This is a genomic window from Krasilnikovia sp. MM14-A1004, assembly GCF_047159485.1.
Classification (GTDB): domain Bacteria; phylum Actinomycetota; class Actinomycetes; order Mycobacteriales; family Micromonosporaceae; genus Actinoplanes.
In genome coordinates this window covers 6,194,396-6,210,657 of record NZ_AP038773.1, presented here as the reverse complement: position 1 = coordinate 6,210,657, position 16,262 = coordinate 6,194,396, and the positions used below count along the sequence as shown (strand labels likewise).

The following is a 16,262-nucleotide window of genomic DNA, read 5'->3' as shown; positions in this document are numbered from 1 at the left end:
CCGGCACCCGTCACCGGCCGGACAGCGCCGTCCGCAGCGTCGTGGCGACCTGGTGCAGCGCGGGTTCCGCGGCGTCGAACTTCGCGATCTTGCGGAAGAAGCCGTGGCCCACACCGAGATAGCGCACAGCGATCGTCGGCACACCCGCCGCCGTGAGGCGGGCTGCATAGCGTTCCGCCTCGTCGCGCAGTACGTCGTTCCCGGCCGTGACGATCAGGGTGGGCGGCAGCCCGGCCAGATCCGCCCGCAGCGGTGACACGTCCGGGCCGGTCCGTTCCCCGGGCACGTACGCGTCCCAGTAGAAGCGCATCTCGTCGGCGCCGAGGTCGTCGTCGCCCGCGTCCGGGTAGTTCATGTCCGGGTCGATCACCGGATACACCAGCGCCTGGCATGCGTACGGGCGGCCGTGGTCGCGGGCGCGCCGGGCGACGACGGTGGCCAGATGCCCGCCCGCCGAGTCACCGGCGATCGCCACGCGTTGCGTGCTTACGTCCAGCGTTGCGGCGCCGCCGTCGTACAGCCACCGGACGGCCCGCTCGGCGTCCTCCAGGGCGGCGGGATGGGGGTGTTCCGGCGCCAGCCGGTAGTCGACCGCCAGCACCGCACAGCCGGACAGGGCGGCCAGCCGACGGCAGATCCCGTGGTGGGTCTCGAATCCACCCATCACCCAGCCGCCCCCGTGCAGATACACGACCACCGGCGCGAGCGCACCGCCCGGATGGTAGAGGCGGCACGGTACGCCGTCCGCGTCGACGTCGCGCTCCACCGCGGCCGGTGCGATGTCACCCACCTCGACACCGACGGCGTCCACCATGCTCTGCCGGGCCGCCGCAAGCGCTTCGCGGGTCAACGCCGCGCCGGACTGCGTCGCGGTGGCCGCGTCGGCCCGCGGGTACGGAGGCATGGGCGCTCGCATTCCTCGTCAGCGGGCAACGCCACGGAGCCGATGACGGCCACCGCCGGAACGCCCGGAACAGGTCTCGCGCCAGCCTATCGACCCGGCCCGGTCCACCGACCGGTGACGCCGCCCACTGCGGACTGCGCTCATTGCGGGCGGCGCTCATTGCGGGAGCGTCGCCGCCGACGGGGTGGTGACCGTCCGCGCGGACGGTCACCGTCAACCGTGGGTGAATCAGCCCCGTCCACCGCTCGCTGCGGCGGAGCGGAGCCGGCGCACCCAACCGGCCGCCGTGTGCCTCGGCACCTCGTAGTGGGCGGCCACCGCGGAGGTGCTGCCCAGCCGCTTCTGCACTGCGGCCAGATCCTCCGGCGCCCGCCGGTACGCCCGCCCGGCCGGCTGCGCCGTCGCACCGCGTCCGGTGGCTTTCGCGGCCGTCTTGCGGGCGGCACCACCCGCCGTCGCCTTCGCTGTCGCTTTACGGGCCGTACCGCGGGTGGTGGTCTTCGCGGGCGTGCCGTTCGAGGCGGCAGTTGCCGTCGGGCGCGCGGTCTTCGCCGCCGTCTTCACTGCGGTCTTCGTGGCCTTGGCGGTGGGTCGAGCGGCCTTGGCAGTGGGTCGCGCGGCCTTCGCGGCGCCCTTCGTTGCCTTGGCGGTGGGCCGTGTGGTCTTCGCGGCGACCTTTGTAGCCTTGGCGGTCGGCGGTGCGGCTTTCGCGGCGGTCGTCGCGGTGGCCTTGGTGGTCGACGGTGCGGTCTTCGCGGTGGCCTTGGTGGCCTTGGCGCTCGGCCGTGCAGTCCTGGCCGCGCTCTTCGTGGCCTTGGCCGTCGGCCGCGTGGTCGCCGTGGCCTTTGTGGCCTTGGCCGTCCGCCGCGCGGACGTGGTGGACTTGGCGGTCGGCCGTGTGCCGTTGGCGCTCGTCGTCGTGGCTTCGGCGGTTGCCGGCGCGGTCGTGCCGCGCGCGGCCGACTTACGGGCCGCCTTCTTCGCCGGGCTTCGCCGGCTCGTCGCACCCGCCGCGGTCCGCGTGCTGCCGCGCCGGGTCCTGGCCGCGCTGCCGATCGCGTCGGTCTGCGGCGCCGCCGCGGGTTCGTCGGCCGGTGTGCCGGAATCCGCGGCGTCCGCGAACGTCGCGGGCTCCTCGGCGGACACGGGAGTGCCGACCACTTCCGCCACCGGCGTCGCCGTTCCGGTCTCGGGCGTCGGCTCGGCGACGGCCGGCTCCTCGGCGGGAACGGCGTGCGCGGCGGCGTCGGCCGGTGCCGCGGCGTCCGGCGTGAACGCCGCGTCCTCGGCGGTGGCCGGTGCGGCGGCGCCGATGGCGGAGGCCGTCGGTTCTGCTCCACCGGTGAGGGTGTGCCCCGGCTGTGGTGCCACGGCGCTGATCGCCTGCAGCAGCAGACCGACGTCGACGTTGGGCATCTGCCGTTCGCCGGTGAGGCCCTCGGCGGCATGCAGGTGCACATCGGTGATGCGGACGTGGCCGTCCGCCGTGCCGACGACGAGCGTCGTGGTGATGCCGTCGTCGTGGTGGGGCGTGATGGTGATGGTGTACTTGTTCATGACAGTCCTTCGGGGAATGGGTATTGAGCCCGCGCGCTGAGTGCCTTCCCCCGAGAGGCGATGACGCCGACCGTACCGACGTTTGGTGAGGGTCGCCAATGTACCCGTTCGGTGAGAGTTGAGGTTAGCTCACCTGTCTGCGGGTGAATCTCTTCGTTATCCACGCACGGCGTGATAGACATGCATCCCCGTCGATTCTTGTCCGCGAGGATGTTGGCCATGGGTCAGTGGACTGTCCGGTCATTGGTGATTCCCGCGATTCTCGCCGTACTGGCGCCCTGGTCGGCGCCGGCGCCGGCAAACCCGGGCGGGCCACCAGCGGCGCACGTCGCCGCGGCCACGGCGGGATGGACGCCGCCGCTGAGCACCCGCGGGCGCTACATCGTGGATGCCACCGGCCAGCGGTTCAAGCTGCGGTCGGGCAACTGGCACGGCGCGAGCGGCACGTGGAACGGCTCGGGCGACGTGAACGACGACGCCAACCATCACGCGGGCGAGAATTCCGGGCGCATCCCCCTGGGATTGGACCGGGCCCCGATCGACCGGATCGTCGCCGGTTTCCAGCAGGTCGGCGTCAACAGCGTCCGGCTGCCGTTCTCCAACGAGATGGTGCACGACCAGCAGCCGGTGACCGACGCGGCGGTGGCCGCCAATCCGCAATGGCGCGGACTGACACCGTTGCGGGTGTACGACGCGGTGGTCGCCGCGCTGACCGATGCGGGCATCGCGGTGATTCTGAACAATCACACCAACACCACCCGCTGGTGTTGCGGCGTCGACGGCAACGAACGGTGGAACGCGAGCCAGGCGACGTCGGTGTGGGAGGACGACTGGCTGTTCATGGCCCGCCGCTACCGCGACAACGGACGAGTGGTCGGCGCGGACCTCTACAACGAGGTACGCCGTAACGTCTGGGACGACCCGAACTGGGGTCTGGGCGACGACCACGACTGGTTCGCCGCGTCGCAGCGGACCGGCGACCGGATCCTGCAGGAGGCCAACCCCAACCTGCTGATCATCGTCGAGGGCATCAACTGGACCGGGATTCCGGTCGACGGTTTCCCGCACGGTCGCCCCACACTGACGCCGGTGCGGTCGTTGTCGCACACGCTCGTGGTCTCCGGCAAGCTGGTCTACTCGGCCCACTTCTACGACTACACAGGGCCGAATCACAGCGGCGCGACCGGCGTCGGCGAGACCAGCGACCCGCGCTACCGCGACCTGAGCCGCGACCAGCTGTACGACGTGCTGTACCAGCAGGCGTTCTACGTGGCGGCGGAGAGCGGCCAGCACTTCACCGCACCGGTGTGGATCAGCGAGTTCGGCGCGGACGGCAACCCGTCGGCCCCGCAGATCTCGCGCGACTGGTTCACCAACTTCGTCGACTATCTCGTTCGTACGGACGCGGACTTCGCGTACTGGCCGCTGGTGGGGTGGCTGGAGAACCGCGGCAACAACGGCTGGGGGCTGTTGTTCTGGGACCGTTCGGGGCGCCGGGCGGACGTGTTCAGCGGCGGCGACTGGCGGGCCGACGCCTGGGCGCGGCTGGTGGGCTTCGCGGGCCGGACGGGGCCGGTCGATCCGGTGCCGCGCTGGCAGATGTTGAGTCCCGATCACGGCGACTTCGTCCAGTCGCTGCGGATGCGGGCCCGCCCCGACTGGGATTCCGGCGCGCGCAAGGCGGCCTGCCCGGACGGGCAGCGGCTGATCGGCCTCGCGCACACCGGCAACCGCGGGTTGTGCACCGACGTGACGGCCGCCGACCTGTGGGCGCCGTCGGGGGCGTACACGGTCGTGACCGACGAGCGGTATGTCCAGCCGGGCAACGACTGGGCGTCGGGTTACACGAAGCTGCAGTGCCCGGCCGGGTCCTTCGTCGTCGGCTACGCCGTGCGGGGCGCCGCGATGTCGAGCGCGTTGTGCGCGGCGTCGGGCACCGCGCTGGGCGCGGCCGGGCGCACGGTCTGGTTCGACCGGGGCGACAACCGGCCCGCCGACGGCGGTGACTTCGCGTACGGCCGGTACAAGGGCCAGTGCGGCAGCCAGGAGTACGTGGCGGGGATCGCGTACACGGGGCGGTTCGGATCGTCGCGGACGCCGGACGCCCTGTACTGCCGCAGCCTGCGCTGATTCTCGCCCGGAGGTTCATCGACGGGTATTGACGTGGATTCCGGAATGATGTGTCATTCATCAATGGCACGTACCGCTGAACCCGGACGTCGCGACGCCATCCTGGACGCCGCGCACACCGTCTTCGCCCGCAAGGGCTACGCCGCCGCCGGCATCGCCGACCTCGCCGTCGAGCTGGGCATCGGGCACGGCACCGTGTACCGGTACTTCGGCAACAAACGCGACGTGGCCTCGGCCGTCCTCGACCGGGCGCTGGGCCGCATCGCCGAGGTGGTCGCCGCGGAACTGCCCGACGCCACCGAGACCCTCGACGAGTACCGCGCCCAGGTGTGGCGCATCGGCCACCGCCTGTACGAACTGTTCGCCGCCGACCCCGCCCTGGGCCGGCTGGTCTTCTTCGACCTCGCCACCGTCGACGACGACCTGCGCGGGCGGCACCGGGACGCCCTCGAACGGTTCGCGGACTTCACCGCCGCGTACCTGAGCAACGGGGTCGAACGCGGCTTCCTGCGCCCCGACCTCGACATCGAGGTCACCGCCCGCGTCGTCAACGGCATGGTCTTCGAGGGCGCCGCCCAGGTGGCCCGCAACCCGCGCGCGCTGGAGTTGCGCGACGCGTGGATCCGGGCCGTCGTGACCCTGATGTTCGACGGCCTCGCCGCCCCCACCCCCGGAAAGGACTCCTGATGGTCCAGGTCGACGTCTTCTGGTCGTACGCGATCGGTGCCGGCTGCGGTGCCGCAGCCGCCCGCGAATCCCTGCGCGAACCCGCCCGCGAGCTGCTGGCCGACCGGCGGTTCTCCGCGACCGTGCTGTTCCTCGGGTGCGTGTTCGCGCCGAGCGGGATCTGGCTGCTGTGGAGCTTCCCCGGCTGGGAGACGATGCACGCGGCGGCCACGCACACCGACCTGCCCGGCTGGCTGGTCGCGGTGTTCGCGATCACCAACATCACGCAGGGGGTGCTCGGCTACGTCGTCGCGCAGACGTTGTGGCGGCGCGGTCACCACTACCTGTCCTGGGTGCAGATGCCGCTCGGCTATCTGGCGATGTTCTTCATCCTCGCGTACGGCTGGGACGGCGCCGGGTACCGCAGGTTCTTCGCCGCCACCCCGGAGGACTGGCGCTCCGGCCGGTTCGACCCCGTCGCGTTCCTCGGCAGCGACGTCGCCCTGACCCTGTACGCCATGGGCGTCGTCCTGGTGCCCCTGCTGCTGTGGATGCAGTCGAGCTGGTGGGCGCGCGGACTGCGTACCGGCGACGCTCCGGCGCCGGGCCGGATCCGGATGACAGGGCTCCTGCTGCTGGCCGTCTTCGGCCTCGGTCTGGGCACCGCGATCGCCGCCGCCGTGCTGCTCACGTGGCTCGGCCCCGTCGCCGGCCCGATCGCCGTGGCCGTACTCGTGGTGGGTGTGCTGCATCCCCGCGGCCTCGGCGGTCTGCTGGCCCGGCCGTTCGTGGCCGGTGCCGACACGGCCGTGAATCCGGTACCGGGGTACGGCCTCACCGTCGACGCGTGACGGAGAAGCGGCCGCTGCCGGGACGGGCCTTCGCGCGCGACCCGGCCCGACCGTGGAACTGGCAGCGGATCAGAGCAGGGGCGACCGGCCGCCGAAGCCGGCCGCCAGTCGTACCGCCGGGCGCAACCCCTTGCCGGTGCCCGCGAACACGACGAGGGCGCCGTTGGACTTCTGCACCGCGACCAGGTCGGTGAACCCGTCCCGGTCGAAGTCACCCACGCCGGCCAGATCCCGGTAGGCCTGGAAACCCTTGCCCAGGCTGGCCTGCCGGGTCAGGCCACCGCCCTTGATGCCCCGATACAGGAACAGCTCGCCGGTCGACGTGACCCTGGTGACCATGTCCGGGTAGCCGTCGCGATTGAAGTCGCCGACCCCGGCCAGCTCCGACATGGTCTGCCAGCCGCCGGCGCCGATCACCGTGCGGGTGCCGAACGTCGTGCCCTTCTTGCCGGGGTACAGGTACAGCTTGTGGTTGCTGGTCTGCGCGGCGACCAGGTCCGGGTAGCCGTCCCGGTTCAGGTCGCCGATCGCGGTGATCTCGCGCATCTTGGCGAAGCTCTTCGAGAGCAGCTTCGGCTTGCCCAGGCCACCCGTCCTCGTGGTGGGGTAGAGGTACAGGTAGCCGTTGGAACCCTTGCGGGCCACCAGATCCTCGAACCCGTCGCGGTTGAGGTCGCCGATCCGCACGATCGCGTTGAACTTCGCCCACCCACCGCTGACCCTGCGGCGGGCGTTGACGTCGAGGTACGTGCCGTTGCCCGGGTAGACGAAGAGGTTGCCCGAGCTGGTGGTCCGCGCCAGCACGTCCGACCAGCCGTTGCGGTTGAAGTCGGCGAACCTGGCGGACGGCAGCGGCGCGAAGTCGACGAGGTTGTTGTCGATGTTGATCGTGACGCCGCCCCACGTCTCTGTGTGCCCGCCCCGGTACTGCTTCATCCGCCGGTGCCCGGTCCAGTACCCCGCGGGGATCGCCGGGTCGGTGGTGGTCGAGATCTGGTCCCAGCGCGCGAAGTCGAGGTAGTCCGGGCGGACGTAACCGGGCGCGGCGTAGCTGGCCACCTGGTCGGCGCCGCCCGAGCCCATGCTGCTGTAGAAGCCGGACAGGTAGCCGAGATCGTGCAGCGTGGCGGTCCACGCACTCATGAAGGCGAGGGCACCGCGACGGCAGTCGGCGTCGGTCGACGCGTACGCCTCCATGTCGTAGATCACCAGGCTCTGCGCCGCCAGGCCCAGCGACCGGGCCTGAGCCGCGGCGTCCCGCGCCGCCGCCGCGCCCTGCGCCGCGGCCTTCGCGTTGTCGATCAGGTTCTTCTTGCTCGTGGCCTTGGTGCAGGACGCCTGCGGACCGACGTACAGGGGGAGCAGGTGCCATCCGGCCGTGACCTGGGTCCGGACCCAGTCGGCGGTCAGATTGGCCTGGGTGCAGCCCCGGTTGACCCCGCCGATGTAGATGCCCACCGCCCGGTACGGCGACGCCGACCGCCAGGTCGCCATGGTCGCGTTCGACGGCGCGGTGCACGCGTCGAAGGCCTCGCCCGCGAAGGCGCCCGGCTGCACCGTGCTCCAGCTCGGCGCCGTGGTCGTGGTCGCCGCGTCGGCCTGGAACAGGACCGTGGAGAGCAGTACGGTCGCCACCCCGAACACCGCGCGGACCAGCAGTTTGCGACGCGACGGCGCCAGGATGCGCATGTGAGCCTTTCTCGAGCCGGGCGGGACCCCCGAGGAAAACAAAAGATCATGGGCGATGTCCAGGACCGAACGGACGATCTCCGTGGGGTGAAAGGATGAAACTCGTTCGCGTCGGCGGCGGCTGTGCTCGACCGGGTGCCCGAATTGCGTGCTGGTACCCTCACCCGAGGGCCCAGTAGCTCAGGGGATAGAGCACCGCTCTCCTAAAGCGGGTGTCGCGCGTTCGAATCGCGCCTGGGCCACAATCCGGGTTGTCTGAAGCGGCAGTGCGTCGCGCGGTGGCCCCATAGCCTCTGGGTATGAAGGTGCTGGCGACCGCGGTCGCGGGACTGGAGCTGCGGGAACTGCGCGGCGAGGATGCGGCCCAATATCACGAGCTGGTTCAGCGCAACGCCGCCCACCTGACCAAGCTGGGCGACTACCAGGACGAGGTGGCCGCCGGGGTCGAGGAGTTCGCCGAGCTGTTCGCCGAGCCGGTGGAGGTGCCCGTACGTTTCGGCGTGTATCTCGACGGTGAACTCGTCGGCCGGGTGGACCTCGTGCCGGTGGACCCGCCGAAGTACGGCCTGGGCTACTGGCTCAGCGAGGAGGCCACCGGCCGCGGCGTCGCCACCACCGCCGTGGCCGCGCTGCTGGAGTACGCGGGCACGGAACTGCACGGCACCGATGTCTTCGCCGGGGTGACCCATGGCAACGTCCGCAGCGACGCGCTGCTGGAACGGCTCGGCTTCGAGGTGGTGGCGACCTTCGACAACTACCGCCGGTTCCACCACACACTTCCGCTCTAGCGCCCGACGCTCCACAGTGATCAGACCGGCGGTGCCGTCTCCTCGCTGATCCACGACAGGTACGCCGGGTTCCCGGCGAGGATCGGCAGCAGCACGATCTCCGGCACCTCGTAGCCGTGGTGTTCGCGGATGTGCCGTTCCAGTGCCGGATAGCGCTCGGCGGTGGTCTTGAAGACGATCTTCCACTCCTCGGCGTTCTCTACCGCACCCCGCCACCGGTACGTGCTGTGGATCGGAGCGGACACCTGGGCGCAGGCGGCCACCCGTGCCTCGACCGCGCTCCGGGCCAGGGCCTCCGCGGCCGCACGGGAATCGATGGTCGTTACCGCCTGGGCGTACCGGTAGTCGGTCACGTCGAAACCTCCGCGTCGCTGGAATGCGGCCATCCTCCCGGAAGCACGTCGATGGGCCGGAGTGGGCACCGCGGCGACGGCCGGGATTCACCCCACCAATAAGGGGGATGATCAGGGTGAAAGCTCCGCAACCGGGTAATGCCCCCTTTATTCTGGCCAAGGTGCCGCTTCGCCGGCCCGACCTCCATACGGACCAACCTCGGACGGCCGGGTGCGGGGTGGCCCGGCCTGCGACCTCCACGGTCATGACCCTCCCCGGGTCCATCGAGGCGACGAGGTTCGGTGAGTGCGATGACTCTGGTGCTGGTGGCCGACGACGACGCTGATATTCGCGATCTCGTCATCTTCAAGCTCGAACAGCTCGGCGTGGAGGCGATCACCGCCGAGGACGGGTCGCAGGCCCTGGCGGCGGTCCGCGAGCGACATCCCACGCTGGCGATCCTCGACATCTCCATGCCGGGGCTGTCGGGCATCGACGTGTGCCGCATGATCCGGGCCGACCCGGAGATCGCCGACACGATGGTCCTCATGCTGACCGCCCGGGCGCAGGAGCAGGACGTCGAGCACGGCTTCGCGGCAGGCGCGGACGACTACGTCACGAAACCGTTCAGCCCGCGCGAGCTGGTGTCCCGCGTACAGACCATGCTGGGCAGGGCGCAGACGTGATGATGCCGGCGCAGCGCCGGCGCCAGCAGCGTCCGGTCACCGTGGCCGGGCTGCTGAAGAGGGCGTTCGTAGCCCTGGTCGCCGTGATCGTCATCGGCGGGACGGTCGGTGTGATCGCGGCGGGGCCGGCGTACCGCACGGCGAACCGGCAGCTCGTGGACCTGGCCCGGACGCGCACGGCCAACCTGGACGTGCGCGCGACCCTTGCCCGCGCCACGCTGGCCCTGTACGGCTACCAGCTCACCGGCGAGGTGGCATATCGGTTGGCCTACCAGACCGCGCGGTCTGACTTCGACTCGACGTTGGCCCGGCTGAGCCGGCTCGCCAGCCCCCAGGATGTGGCGCACGTCAATGCCCTCCAGGAGAACAGCCAGAACTGGTGGGGGCTGGCGGATCCGCAGATCGCCGCGGCGCCGGGCGTACGCCCCAGCAGTGGCGAGGTGGCCGCGACGCAGGTCCGGTACGCGCAGGCGGTGGCCGCCAGCCAGGCGATCGACCAGCGCCTGTCGGAGCGGGCCGTGCGGTTGTTCCGGACCATCAACCGGCTCAACGTCGCCGCGCTGGTCGGCCTGACCGGACTGACCCTGCTGGGCATGGCGGTGATCGCCTTCGTCGGGTCCGTCGTGACCCGCCGGATCACCAGCCCGCTCCGGCAGGTCGCCGCGGCGGTCGGTGAACAGAGCTGCGGCCGCAGCGACGTGCGGGTCGCCGTCACCGGCGCGCCGGTGGAGATCATGGCGGTCGCGGCAGCGGTCAACAAGGCGGCCGGCCAGGAGTTCGAGGAACGCCGGATCCTGGACAAGTCCCAGCGGCTGGCCGTGGCGATCCGCGAGCACATGTCCCGGGCGGGAGCGCTGAGCACCGCCGCGCGGGGGCTGGGCGACCTGCTGGGCGCCGACCACGTGGTGATCATGGCGGCGCCGTCGGACAGCGAGGACGCGATCGTCGAGGTCTGGAGCGCGCCGGACGCCGTGGGCGATCCGGCCGCGCTGACCCGGACGCCGGTGGACTGGGCTTTGCCGGACGACGGGGCGTTCGTCGCGGCCACCGTCCCGGACAGCGGTGCGACGCCGCCGGAGGCCGAGCGGGTCGCGCTGCGCGCCGCCGGTGCCGGTCCGGTGATCACGCTGGCGTTCGGTGAGGGCGTGGTCCCGGCGGGCCACGTCACGGTGGTACGGCGTGCGGGCCGGTCCGCGTTCACGCCGTTCGATGTGCAGTTCGTGACGTTGGTGGCCGGTGCGATGGCCCGGGCCCTGACCCAGGCGCGCCTGTTCGAGCAGGAACATCGGCTGGTCACCCGCCTGCAGGAGGTGGACGCCGCGAAGACGGAGTTCCTGTCCACTGTCTCGCATGAATTGCGCACCCCGCTGACCAGCGTCACCGGGTACCTGGAGGTGCTGCTCGACCAGGACGCCGGTCCGCTCACCGCGGGGCAGGAGCGGATGCTGCGGGTGATCGAGCGCAACGCCGATCGGCTCCGGTCGCTGATCGAGGACCTGCTCATCGTGTCGCGCATCGAATCGGACGCCTTCACGCTCGACTCGGTGCCGGTCGACGTGAGCGCCCTGCTGGCCACGACCTGCCTGGCGTTCGAACCGGCGGCCGCGAAGGCGGGTGTGACGCTGGTGCGCGCGGCAGAGGGCCCGCTGCCGGTGCGCGGCGACCCGGATCAGCTCGACCGGATCATGATGAACCTGCTGTCCAATGCGGTGAAGTTCAGCCCGGACGGCGGGACGGTCACGGTCGGCGCCCGCGCGGAGGGCAGCGACATCCTGATCACCGTGCGGGACACCGGCATCGGCATCCCCGCCGACGAGGTGCCCCACCTGTTCACCCGGTTCTTCCGGGCCAGCAACGCCACCCGGCGCGAGATCTCCGGCACCGGCCTCGGACTGCCGATCGTCGCCGCCATCGTCGACCGGCACGGCGGCACGATCACGGTGGCCACGGAGGAGGGGGAGGGGACCACCTTCACCGTACGGCTGCCCCGCGACATGGCGGCGGCGGAGGAATCCCGAACTCCGGATGAATAGCGTCAAAGCTGGATATCATCGCCCATAATGCAGACCGTCGTGACCGTCGCCATCCTCGTGCTGGCCGGTGCCATCGCCATCCTCGGTGGCGTCGCCGCGCTGGTCCGGGTCATCCGTACGCTGCGACAGCGCCGCCAGGACCGGCTGGCCGCGGCCCCGCGCAAGGCCCTGCTGGCATTCGTCGCCGACAGCGGGGAGAGTGGCACCGACGAGCTGCTGGCGCTGTCACCCCGGGCGTGGCAGGCCGTCGAGCCGGTCGCGGTCGACCTGCTCGGCAAGGTACGCGGCGACGCGCACCGGGCCCTCACCGACGTCTTCGAACGGCGCGGCGTCGGCGACCGCGCCCTGGCGCAACTGAAGAGCTCCGACCCGGTACGCCGGGCCCGCGCCGCCGAAACCCTGGGCCACCTGCGCCGCCTGCACGCCGTCCCGCAGATCTGCGCCCTGCTCGACGACCGGCAACCCGACGTACGGGTGGTGGCCGCCCGCGCCCTCGGCGCCATCGGTGAACCCGCGGCGGCCGGTCCGCTGCTGGCCGCGCTCACCCGGCCGGTGCCCGCCCACCTGGTCGCCCACGCCCTCGCCCGGATCGGCAGAGGCGCCGTGCCCGCCCTGGAGACCGCGCTGAAACAGCCGGAGCCGCTGGTCCGGGCGACCGCGCTGGACGCGCTGGGCCTGATCGGGGCCACCGGCTCCGTCTCGGTGATCAACGACCTCCTGCACGGCGAGGCGGACGACGACGTGCGGCTGGCCGCGGTGCGCGCGTTCGGCCGGCTGGGTGGCCGGTCCGCGGTGGCGCCGCTGCTGGAGGCCACCGAGCCAGGAAACCCCGACACGCTGCGCGCCGCGGCCGCCCGGGCGCTCGGCGACATCGGCGCCGCCTCCGCCGGGAAGGACCTGGCGCGGCTGCTGGCGGATCCGGCGTACCCGGTGGCGCACGAGGCCGCGCAGGCGCTGCGCCGGATCGGCCCGGCCGGCCTGGCCCACCTGACCGCGATCGCCGACGCCACCGCGACCGAGCCGGTCGGCGCCGTTTCCAGCACGGCCGAGCCGGTCGGCGCCGTCGCCAGCACGGCCGAGCCGGTCGGCGCCGCAGCCGGCACGGCCGGGGCCGTCGCGATGGAGGGCGCCGGTGCGGGCGACTCCGTCGTCGGGCTCGGGGACGAGCCACCCCCGGTGCCCGTGGCGCACGCCCGCCAGGCGCTGGCGCTGGCCGCGTTGACCGCCCCGGCGGCCCGCCCGGCGCCGGCCACACCTGCGGTCCGCACCGGCTCCACCCGCCGGTGACCGGCGGACTCGGACGGGGAGCGGCGTGGACAGCGAGCTGGTGCGGTCCGTGGTCTCCCTCTTCGACCACCTGTTCTTCACGTACTTCGTACTGATCAACAGCAGTTATCTGGCCCTGATCGGACTGGCGGCGCTGGACTTCGCGAAGTCGCTGCGCCGGGCCCCCGTCGCCGGGACCGACGACCTGTTCCGCAACCCGCTGTCCCCGTCGGTGTCGCTGCTCGTGCCCGCGCACAACGAGGGCCCGGTCATCGTCCCGGCGATCCAGGCCCTGCTGGCGCTGCGCTACCCGCGCTTCGAGGTGGTGGTGATCGACGACGGGTCGACCGACGACACCTTCGAACGTCTGCGGGAACAGTTCGACCTCGTCGAGCTGCCGTACGTGGTGGCCGGGGACGTGCCGCACCGGGGCGCCGTACGATCCGTGCACGTCTCCCGGACCGAGCCGGACACCCTCGTGGTGGCTCGCAAGGTCAACGGCGGCAAGGCCGACTCCCTGAACGTGGGCATCAACCTCGCCCGCAACGACCTCGTCTGCATGATCGACGCCGACTCGGTGCTCGACCACGACGCGCTGCTGGCGGCGGTCAAGCCGTTCGCCGACGATCCGCTGCGCGTCGCGGGTTCCGGCGGCGTCGTCCGCATCGCCAACGACTGCAAGGTGGTCGGCGGCCGCGTCGTCGAGGTGCGGATGCCCCGCCGCTGGCTGGTCCGCATCCAGGTCGTCGAGTACCTGCGCGCGTTCCTCACCGGTCGCACCGGCTGGTCCCGCATCGGCGGCCTGGTCGTGATCTCGGGCGCGTTCGGCCTGTTCCGGCGCGACCTGCTGGTCAAGGCGGGCGGGATGTCGCTGGACACCGTCGGTGAGGACGCCGAGGTGGTGGTCCGGCTGCACCGGACGCAGCGCGAGGCCGGGGCGGACTACCGGCTGGTGTTCGTGCCCGAGCCGGTCTGCTGGAGCGAGGCGCCCTCGACCCTGCGGGTCCTCGGCCGCCAGCGGCGGCGATGGCATCGCGGCCTCGCCGAGGTCCTCCGGGAGCACCGCCGCATGATCGGAAACCCGAGGTACGGGCGGGTCGGGCTCGTCGCGCTCCCGTACTACGTGATCTTCGAGCTGCTGGCGCCGTTCGTGGAGATGCTGGCCCTGGTACTGATCCCGCTCGGCCTGCTGGTCGGCGCGGTGAACATCGACTTCGCCTGGCGGTTCGCGCTGGCCGCGTACGGCTACGGCATCCTGGTCAGCATGGCGGCGCTGCTGCTGGAGGAGGTGTCGTTCCACCGCTATCCCCGGTGGGCGGACATCTCCCGCGGCCTGGTCGCCGCGTTCCTGGAGAGCCTGGGGTACCGGCAGGCCATGGCGGTCTTCCAGGTCCGCGGCGCGTGGCAGGCGTGGCGCGGCAAGGAGGCGAGCTGGGGCCGGATGACCCGTTCCGGGTTCAACACGCCCACCGGCTGACCCGGCCGGGTGGATCTTCCCGGTCAGGTGATGAACGTGAGCGCTCATTCACGCCGATCCGGGCCGTCCCTACTGGCCGGAACCGGGTCTTTACGGGCAGGATCGGGAAATGACCACGCTCGGCCGCCTGCCCTATCCGATCAGCCTGACCGGCGAGGGCATCGCGCTGCGCGAATGGCGCTCCGAGGACCTGGACGATCTCATCGCCCTGCTCGACGAGGCGGACGTCGCACGGTGGACGCCGATGCCGTCGCCGTTCGACACCGAGGCGGGCGTGGCCTACCTCAAGCGCGCCCACCAGGGCCGGATCACCGGGCAGCGGATCCAGCTCGCGATCACCGTGGACGGTGGCCGTCCCCTGGGCGAGGTGCTGCTCTTCGGCGTCGACGCCGGCCTGCGCGAGGCTGAACTCGGCTACCTCGTGGGCGCCGAGCACCGCGGACACGGGCTCGCGACGCGGGCACTGTCACTGCTGTCCGGGTACGGGCACGACACGCTGCACCTGCGCCGCCTGCTGCTGCGCATCGACCCCGGCAACACCGCCAGCACCGCGGTCGCCCGCCGGTGCGAGTACCAGCTCACCGGCGAGGCCCCGATCCTGCAGGAGGGCCCGTACGGCCCGAGCAGCCTCGACACGTGGGAACTCGTCGTGGCCCGCGGCCCCGGTCGGCTGGAACGGCTGCGCAACGTCGCCGCCCGGCGATACGGTCGGCGCACCTGAACCTCCGCGACCCGGCTCCGGGCCCGGCGTCGCGGCCCACTGGAGGCAGTCATGCTCGACGTCGACCGTGGTCAGGCGATGGCGTACCGGGTCGGCGCCCTGGGACTGGACGCGCGCGGCCGCAAGCGCCCCGCCGACCTGCCCGTGCTCGACCTCGGGGTGCAGGAGTACACGCCGGACTCCGCGCGGGTGGCGCTGGCCGCCCGTACCACCGCGAACCTGGACGACGACCGGCTGGTCATGGTGTGGGCCGCCCGTGGCGCCCCGCACCTGCACCGGCGCGCCGACCTGCGCACGCTGGCCGCCCAGCTGTGGCCGGTCAGCGACGCGGACGCCACCGCCCGGATCACCAGCGGGCAGATCTCCCAGGGCATGAAGCTGGGGGTGGCCGCGTTCGTGGCCACCGCCGACGCGTTCCGCGAGGTGGTCACCGAGACGATGCCGCGGGGCGAGGTGAGCACTCGCGTCAGTGCGCGGGTGCCGCGCTCGCTCACCTACGACTGCCGGGCCTGCGGCGCCCGGCACATCGCCGGGACGGTGTTCCAGCATGCAGGGCTCGCGGGCGGGGTACGGGTCGAGTCCCGCGGGCGCGACGCCATGCTCGCGCCGATCGCGGACTGGCCCGGACATCCGACCGAGAACGAGGGCATCGGTGAGCTGATCACGACGTATCTGCGGCTGCTCGGTCCGGCCGCCCCCGCGGCGGTCGCCAAGTACCTGGGCAGCACCACGGCTGAACTGCGTACCGTCTGGCCGGACGGGCTGGCCCAGGTGCGGGTGGACGGCCGTACCGTGTGGTTGCCGGAGGATCGGGTGGCCGCCCTGCGCAAGGCCGCCGCCGTGCCCGGCGTGCGGCTGCTGCCCCCGATGGACGCCCTGCTGCAGGCCCGCGACCGCGACGTGCTCGTGCCCGACCGCAAACAGCAGCGGGAGGTGTGGCGGGTGCTCGGCAACCCCGGTGCCCTGCTGCTCGACGGCGAGATCGCCGGGGTGTGGCGGGCCAAAATGGCGGCCAAGCGGGTTGAGCTGACGGTCACCCCGTTCGGCGGGCTGAGCGCGTCGGCCCGCAAGCAGGTCGAGGCCGAGGCGGCCGCCGTGGCCCGAGCCCGGGCCGTGCCCGAGGCGACCGTGCGATACACGTGAGCGGGCGTTCGTTCATCG

At 72.0% G+C, this 16,262-nt stretch carries 14 protein-coding genes and 1 tRNA gene; 11 read left to right on the top strand and 4 right to left on the bottom strand.

What is annotated here, in order from left to right:
- Window positions 1-10: 10 nt before the first annotated feature.
- Together ACMCNN_RS26915 and ACMCNN_RS26910 are read right to left on the bottom strand one after the other, a co-directional pair.
- On the bottom strand, window positions 11-904 hold the full coding sequence (locus ACMCNN_RS26915; protein ID WP_412743280.1) for an alpha/beta hydrolase: 894 nt from the start codon (window positions 902-904) through the stop codon (window positions 11-13).
- Window positions 905-1,132: 228 nt separating this feature from the next.
- A complete protein-coding gene (locus ACMCNN_RS26910) occupies window positions 1,133-2,461 on the bottom strand; it encodes a hypothetical protein (protein WP_412743279.1) in 1,329 nt (442 codons plus the stop codon).
- 219 nt (window positions 2,462-2,680) lie between these two features.
- Here ACMCNN_RS26910 and ACMCNN_RS26905 point away from each other — a divergent pair, with 219 nt between their 5' ends.
- From ACMCNN_RS26905 to ACMCNN_RS26895, 3 genes are all read left to right on the top strand, one after another.
- The gene (locus ACMCNN_RS26905) at window positions 2,681-4,591 is read left to right on the top strand and encodes a glycoside hydrolase family 5 protein (RefSeq protein WP_412743278.1); all 1,911 of its coding nucleotides are present in this window, start codon (window positions 2,681-2,683) and stop codon (window positions 4,589-4,591) included.
- A gap of 63 nt (window positions 4,592-4,654) precedes the next feature.
- Window positions 4,655-5,278 (top strand): TetR/AcrR family transcriptional regulator, encoded by a 624-nt coding sequence (locus tag ACMCNN_RS26900; RefSeq protein ID WP_412743277.1) that lies wholly within the window; start codon window positions 4,655-4,657, stop codon window positions 5,276-5,278.
- Window positions 5,278-6,108, top strand: a complete 831-nt coding sequence (locus ACMCNN_RS26895) for a hypothetical protein (RefSeq protein WP_412743276.1) — start codon at window positions 5,278-5,280, stop codon at window positions 6,106-6,108. The genes ACMCNN_RS26900 and ACMCNN_RS26895 overlap by 1 nt, the downstream gene beginning before the upstream one ends.
- 69 nt (window positions 6,109-6,177) lie before the next feature.
- Here the strand turns inward: ACMCNN_RS26895 and ACMCNN_RS26890 are convergent, their stop codons facing one another.
- On the bottom strand, window positions 6,178-7,797 hold the full coding sequence (locus ACMCNN_RS26890; RefSeq protein WP_412743275.1) for a glycoside hydrolase domain-containing protein: 1,620 nt from the start codon (window positions 7,795-7,797) through the stop codon (window positions 6,178-6,180).
- Window positions 7,798-7,966: 169 nt separating this feature from the next.
- On the opposite strand from ACMCNN_RS26890, the gene ACMCNN_RS26885 reads away from it, so the two are divergent.
- Window positions 7,967-8,039 (top strand) — tRNA-Arg (locus ACMCNN_RS26885).
- A 57-nt stretch (window positions 8,040-8,096) separates the two neighbouring features.
- Window positions 8,097-8,585 (top strand): GNAT family N-acetyltransferase, encoded by a 489-nt coding sequence (locus tag ACMCNN_RS26880; protein ID WP_412743274.1) that lies wholly within the window; start codon window positions 8,097-8,099, stop codon window positions 8,583-8,585.
- Between the two features lie 20 nt (window positions 8,586-8,605).
- Here ACMCNN_RS26880 and cutA read toward each other — a convergent pair whose 3' ends face one another.
- Complete coding sequence (gene cutA / locus ACMCNN_RS26875; RefSeq protein ID WP_412743273.1) at window positions 8,606-8,938, bottom strand: divalent-cation tolerance protein CutA; 333 nt, start codon at window positions 8,936-8,938, stop codon at window positions 8,606-8,608.
- Window positions 8,939-9,229: 291 nt separating this feature from the next.
- Here cutA and ACMCNN_RS26870 point away from each other — a divergent pair, with 291 nt between their 5' ends.
- The 6 genes from ACMCNN_RS26870 to ACMCNN_RS26845 all read left to right on the top strand — a co-directional run bounded on the left by ACMCNN_RS26870 (window position 9,230) and on the right by ACMCNN_RS26845 (window position 16,244).
- Window positions 9,230-9,604, top strand: coding sequence for a response regulator transcription factor (locus ACMCNN_RS26870; RefSeq protein WP_412747282.1), 375 nt, complete (start codon window positions 9,230-9,232; stop codon window positions 9,602-9,604).
- The gene (locus ACMCNN_RS26865) at window positions 9,604-11,637 is read left to right on the top strand and encodes an ATP-binding protein (RefSeq protein ID WP_412747281.1); all 2,034 of its coding nucleotides are present in this window, start codon (window positions 9,604-9,606) and stop codon (window positions 11,635-11,637) included. Before ACMCNN_RS26870 ends, ACMCNN_RS26865 begins: the two co-directional genes overlap by 1 nt.
- A 27-nt stretch (window positions 11,638-11,664) precedes the next feature.
- Window positions 11,665-12,924 carry a HEAT repeat domain-containing protein gene (locus ACMCNN_RS26860; RefSeq protein ID WP_412743272.1) on the top strand — a complete coding sequence of 420 codons (1,260 nt, stop codon included), beginning with the start codon at window positions 11,665-11,667 and terminating at the stop codon, window positions 12,922-12,924.
- A 25-nt stretch (window positions 12,925-12,949) separates the two neighbouring features.
- A complete protein-coding gene (locus ACMCNN_RS26855; RefSeq protein ID WP_412743271.1) occupies window positions 12,950-14,380 on the top strand; it encodes a glycosyltransferase family 2 protein in 1,431 nt (476 codons plus the stop codon).
- A gap of 109 nt (window positions 14,381-14,489) precedes the next feature.
- A complete protein-coding gene (locus tag ACMCNN_RS26850) occupies window positions 14,490-15,101 on the top strand; it encodes a GNAT family N-acetyltransferase (protein ID WP_412743270.1) in 612 nt (203 codons plus the stop codon).
- Between the two features lie 51 nt (window positions 15,102-15,152).
- Entirely contained in the window at window positions 15,153-16,244 is a 1,092-nt protein-coding gene (locus ACMCNN_RS26845; RefSeq protein ID WP_412743269.1) for a DNA glycosylase AlkZ-like family protein, read from the top strand.
- The last annotated feature ends 18 nt before the right edge of the window (window positions 16,245-16,262 follow it).

What these genes read in the sequence shown, in the direction of transcription:
- ACMCNN_RS26915 (WP_412743280.1), bottom strand. Translation starts at nt 904, where the DNA reads ATGCCTCCGTACCCGCGGGCCGACGCGGCCACCGCGACGCAGTCCGGC.
- ACMCNN_RS26910 (WP_412743279.1), bottom strand. Translation starts at nt 2,461, where the DNA reads ATGAACAAGTACACCATCACCATCACGCCCCACCACGACGACGGCATC.
- ACMCNN_RS26905 (WP_412743278.1), top strand. Translation starts at nt 2,681, where the DNA reads ATGGGTCAGTGGACTGTCCGGTCATTGGTGATTCCCGCGATTCTCGCC.
- ACMCNN_RS26900 (WP_412743277.1), top strand. Translation starts at nt 4,655, where the DNA reads ATGGCACGTACCGCTGAACCCGGACGTCGCGACGCCATCCTGGACGCC.
- ACMCNN_RS26895 (WP_412743276.1), top strand. Translation starts at nt 5,278, where the DNA reads ATGGTCCAGGTCGACGTCTTCTGGTCGTACGCGATCGGTGCCGGCTGC.
- ACMCNN_RS26890 (WP_412743275.1), bottom strand. Translation starts at nt 7,797, where the DNA reads ATGCGCATCCTGGCGCCGTCGCGTCGCAAACTGCTGGTCCGCGCGGTG.
- ACMCNN_RS26880 (WP_412743274.1), top strand. Translation starts at nt 8,097, where the DNA reads ATGAAGGTGCTGGCGACCGCGGTCGCGGGACTGGAGCTGCGGGAACTG.
- ACMCNN_RS26870 (WP_412747282.1), top strand. Translation starts at nt 9,230, where the DNA reads ATGACTCTGGTGCTGGTGGCCGACGACGACGCTGATATTCGCGATCTC.
- ACMCNN_RS26865 (WP_412747281.1), top strand. Translation starts at nt 9,604, where the DNA reads ATGATGCCGGCGCAGCGCCGGCGCCAGCAGCGTCCGGTCACCGTGGCC.
- ACMCNN_RS26860 (WP_412743272.1), top strand. Translation starts at nt 11,665, where the DNA reads ATGCAGACCGTCGTGACCGTCGCCATCCTCGTGCTGGCCGGTGCCATC.
- ACMCNN_RS26850 (WP_412743270.1), top strand. Translation starts at nt 14,490, where the DNA reads ATGACCACGCTCGGCCGCCTGCCCTATCCGATCAGCCTGACCGGCGAG.
- ACMCNN_RS26845 (WP_412743269.1), top strand. Translation starts at nt 15,153, where the DNA reads ATGCTCGACGTCGACCGTGGTCAGGCGATGGCGTACCGGGTCGGCGCC.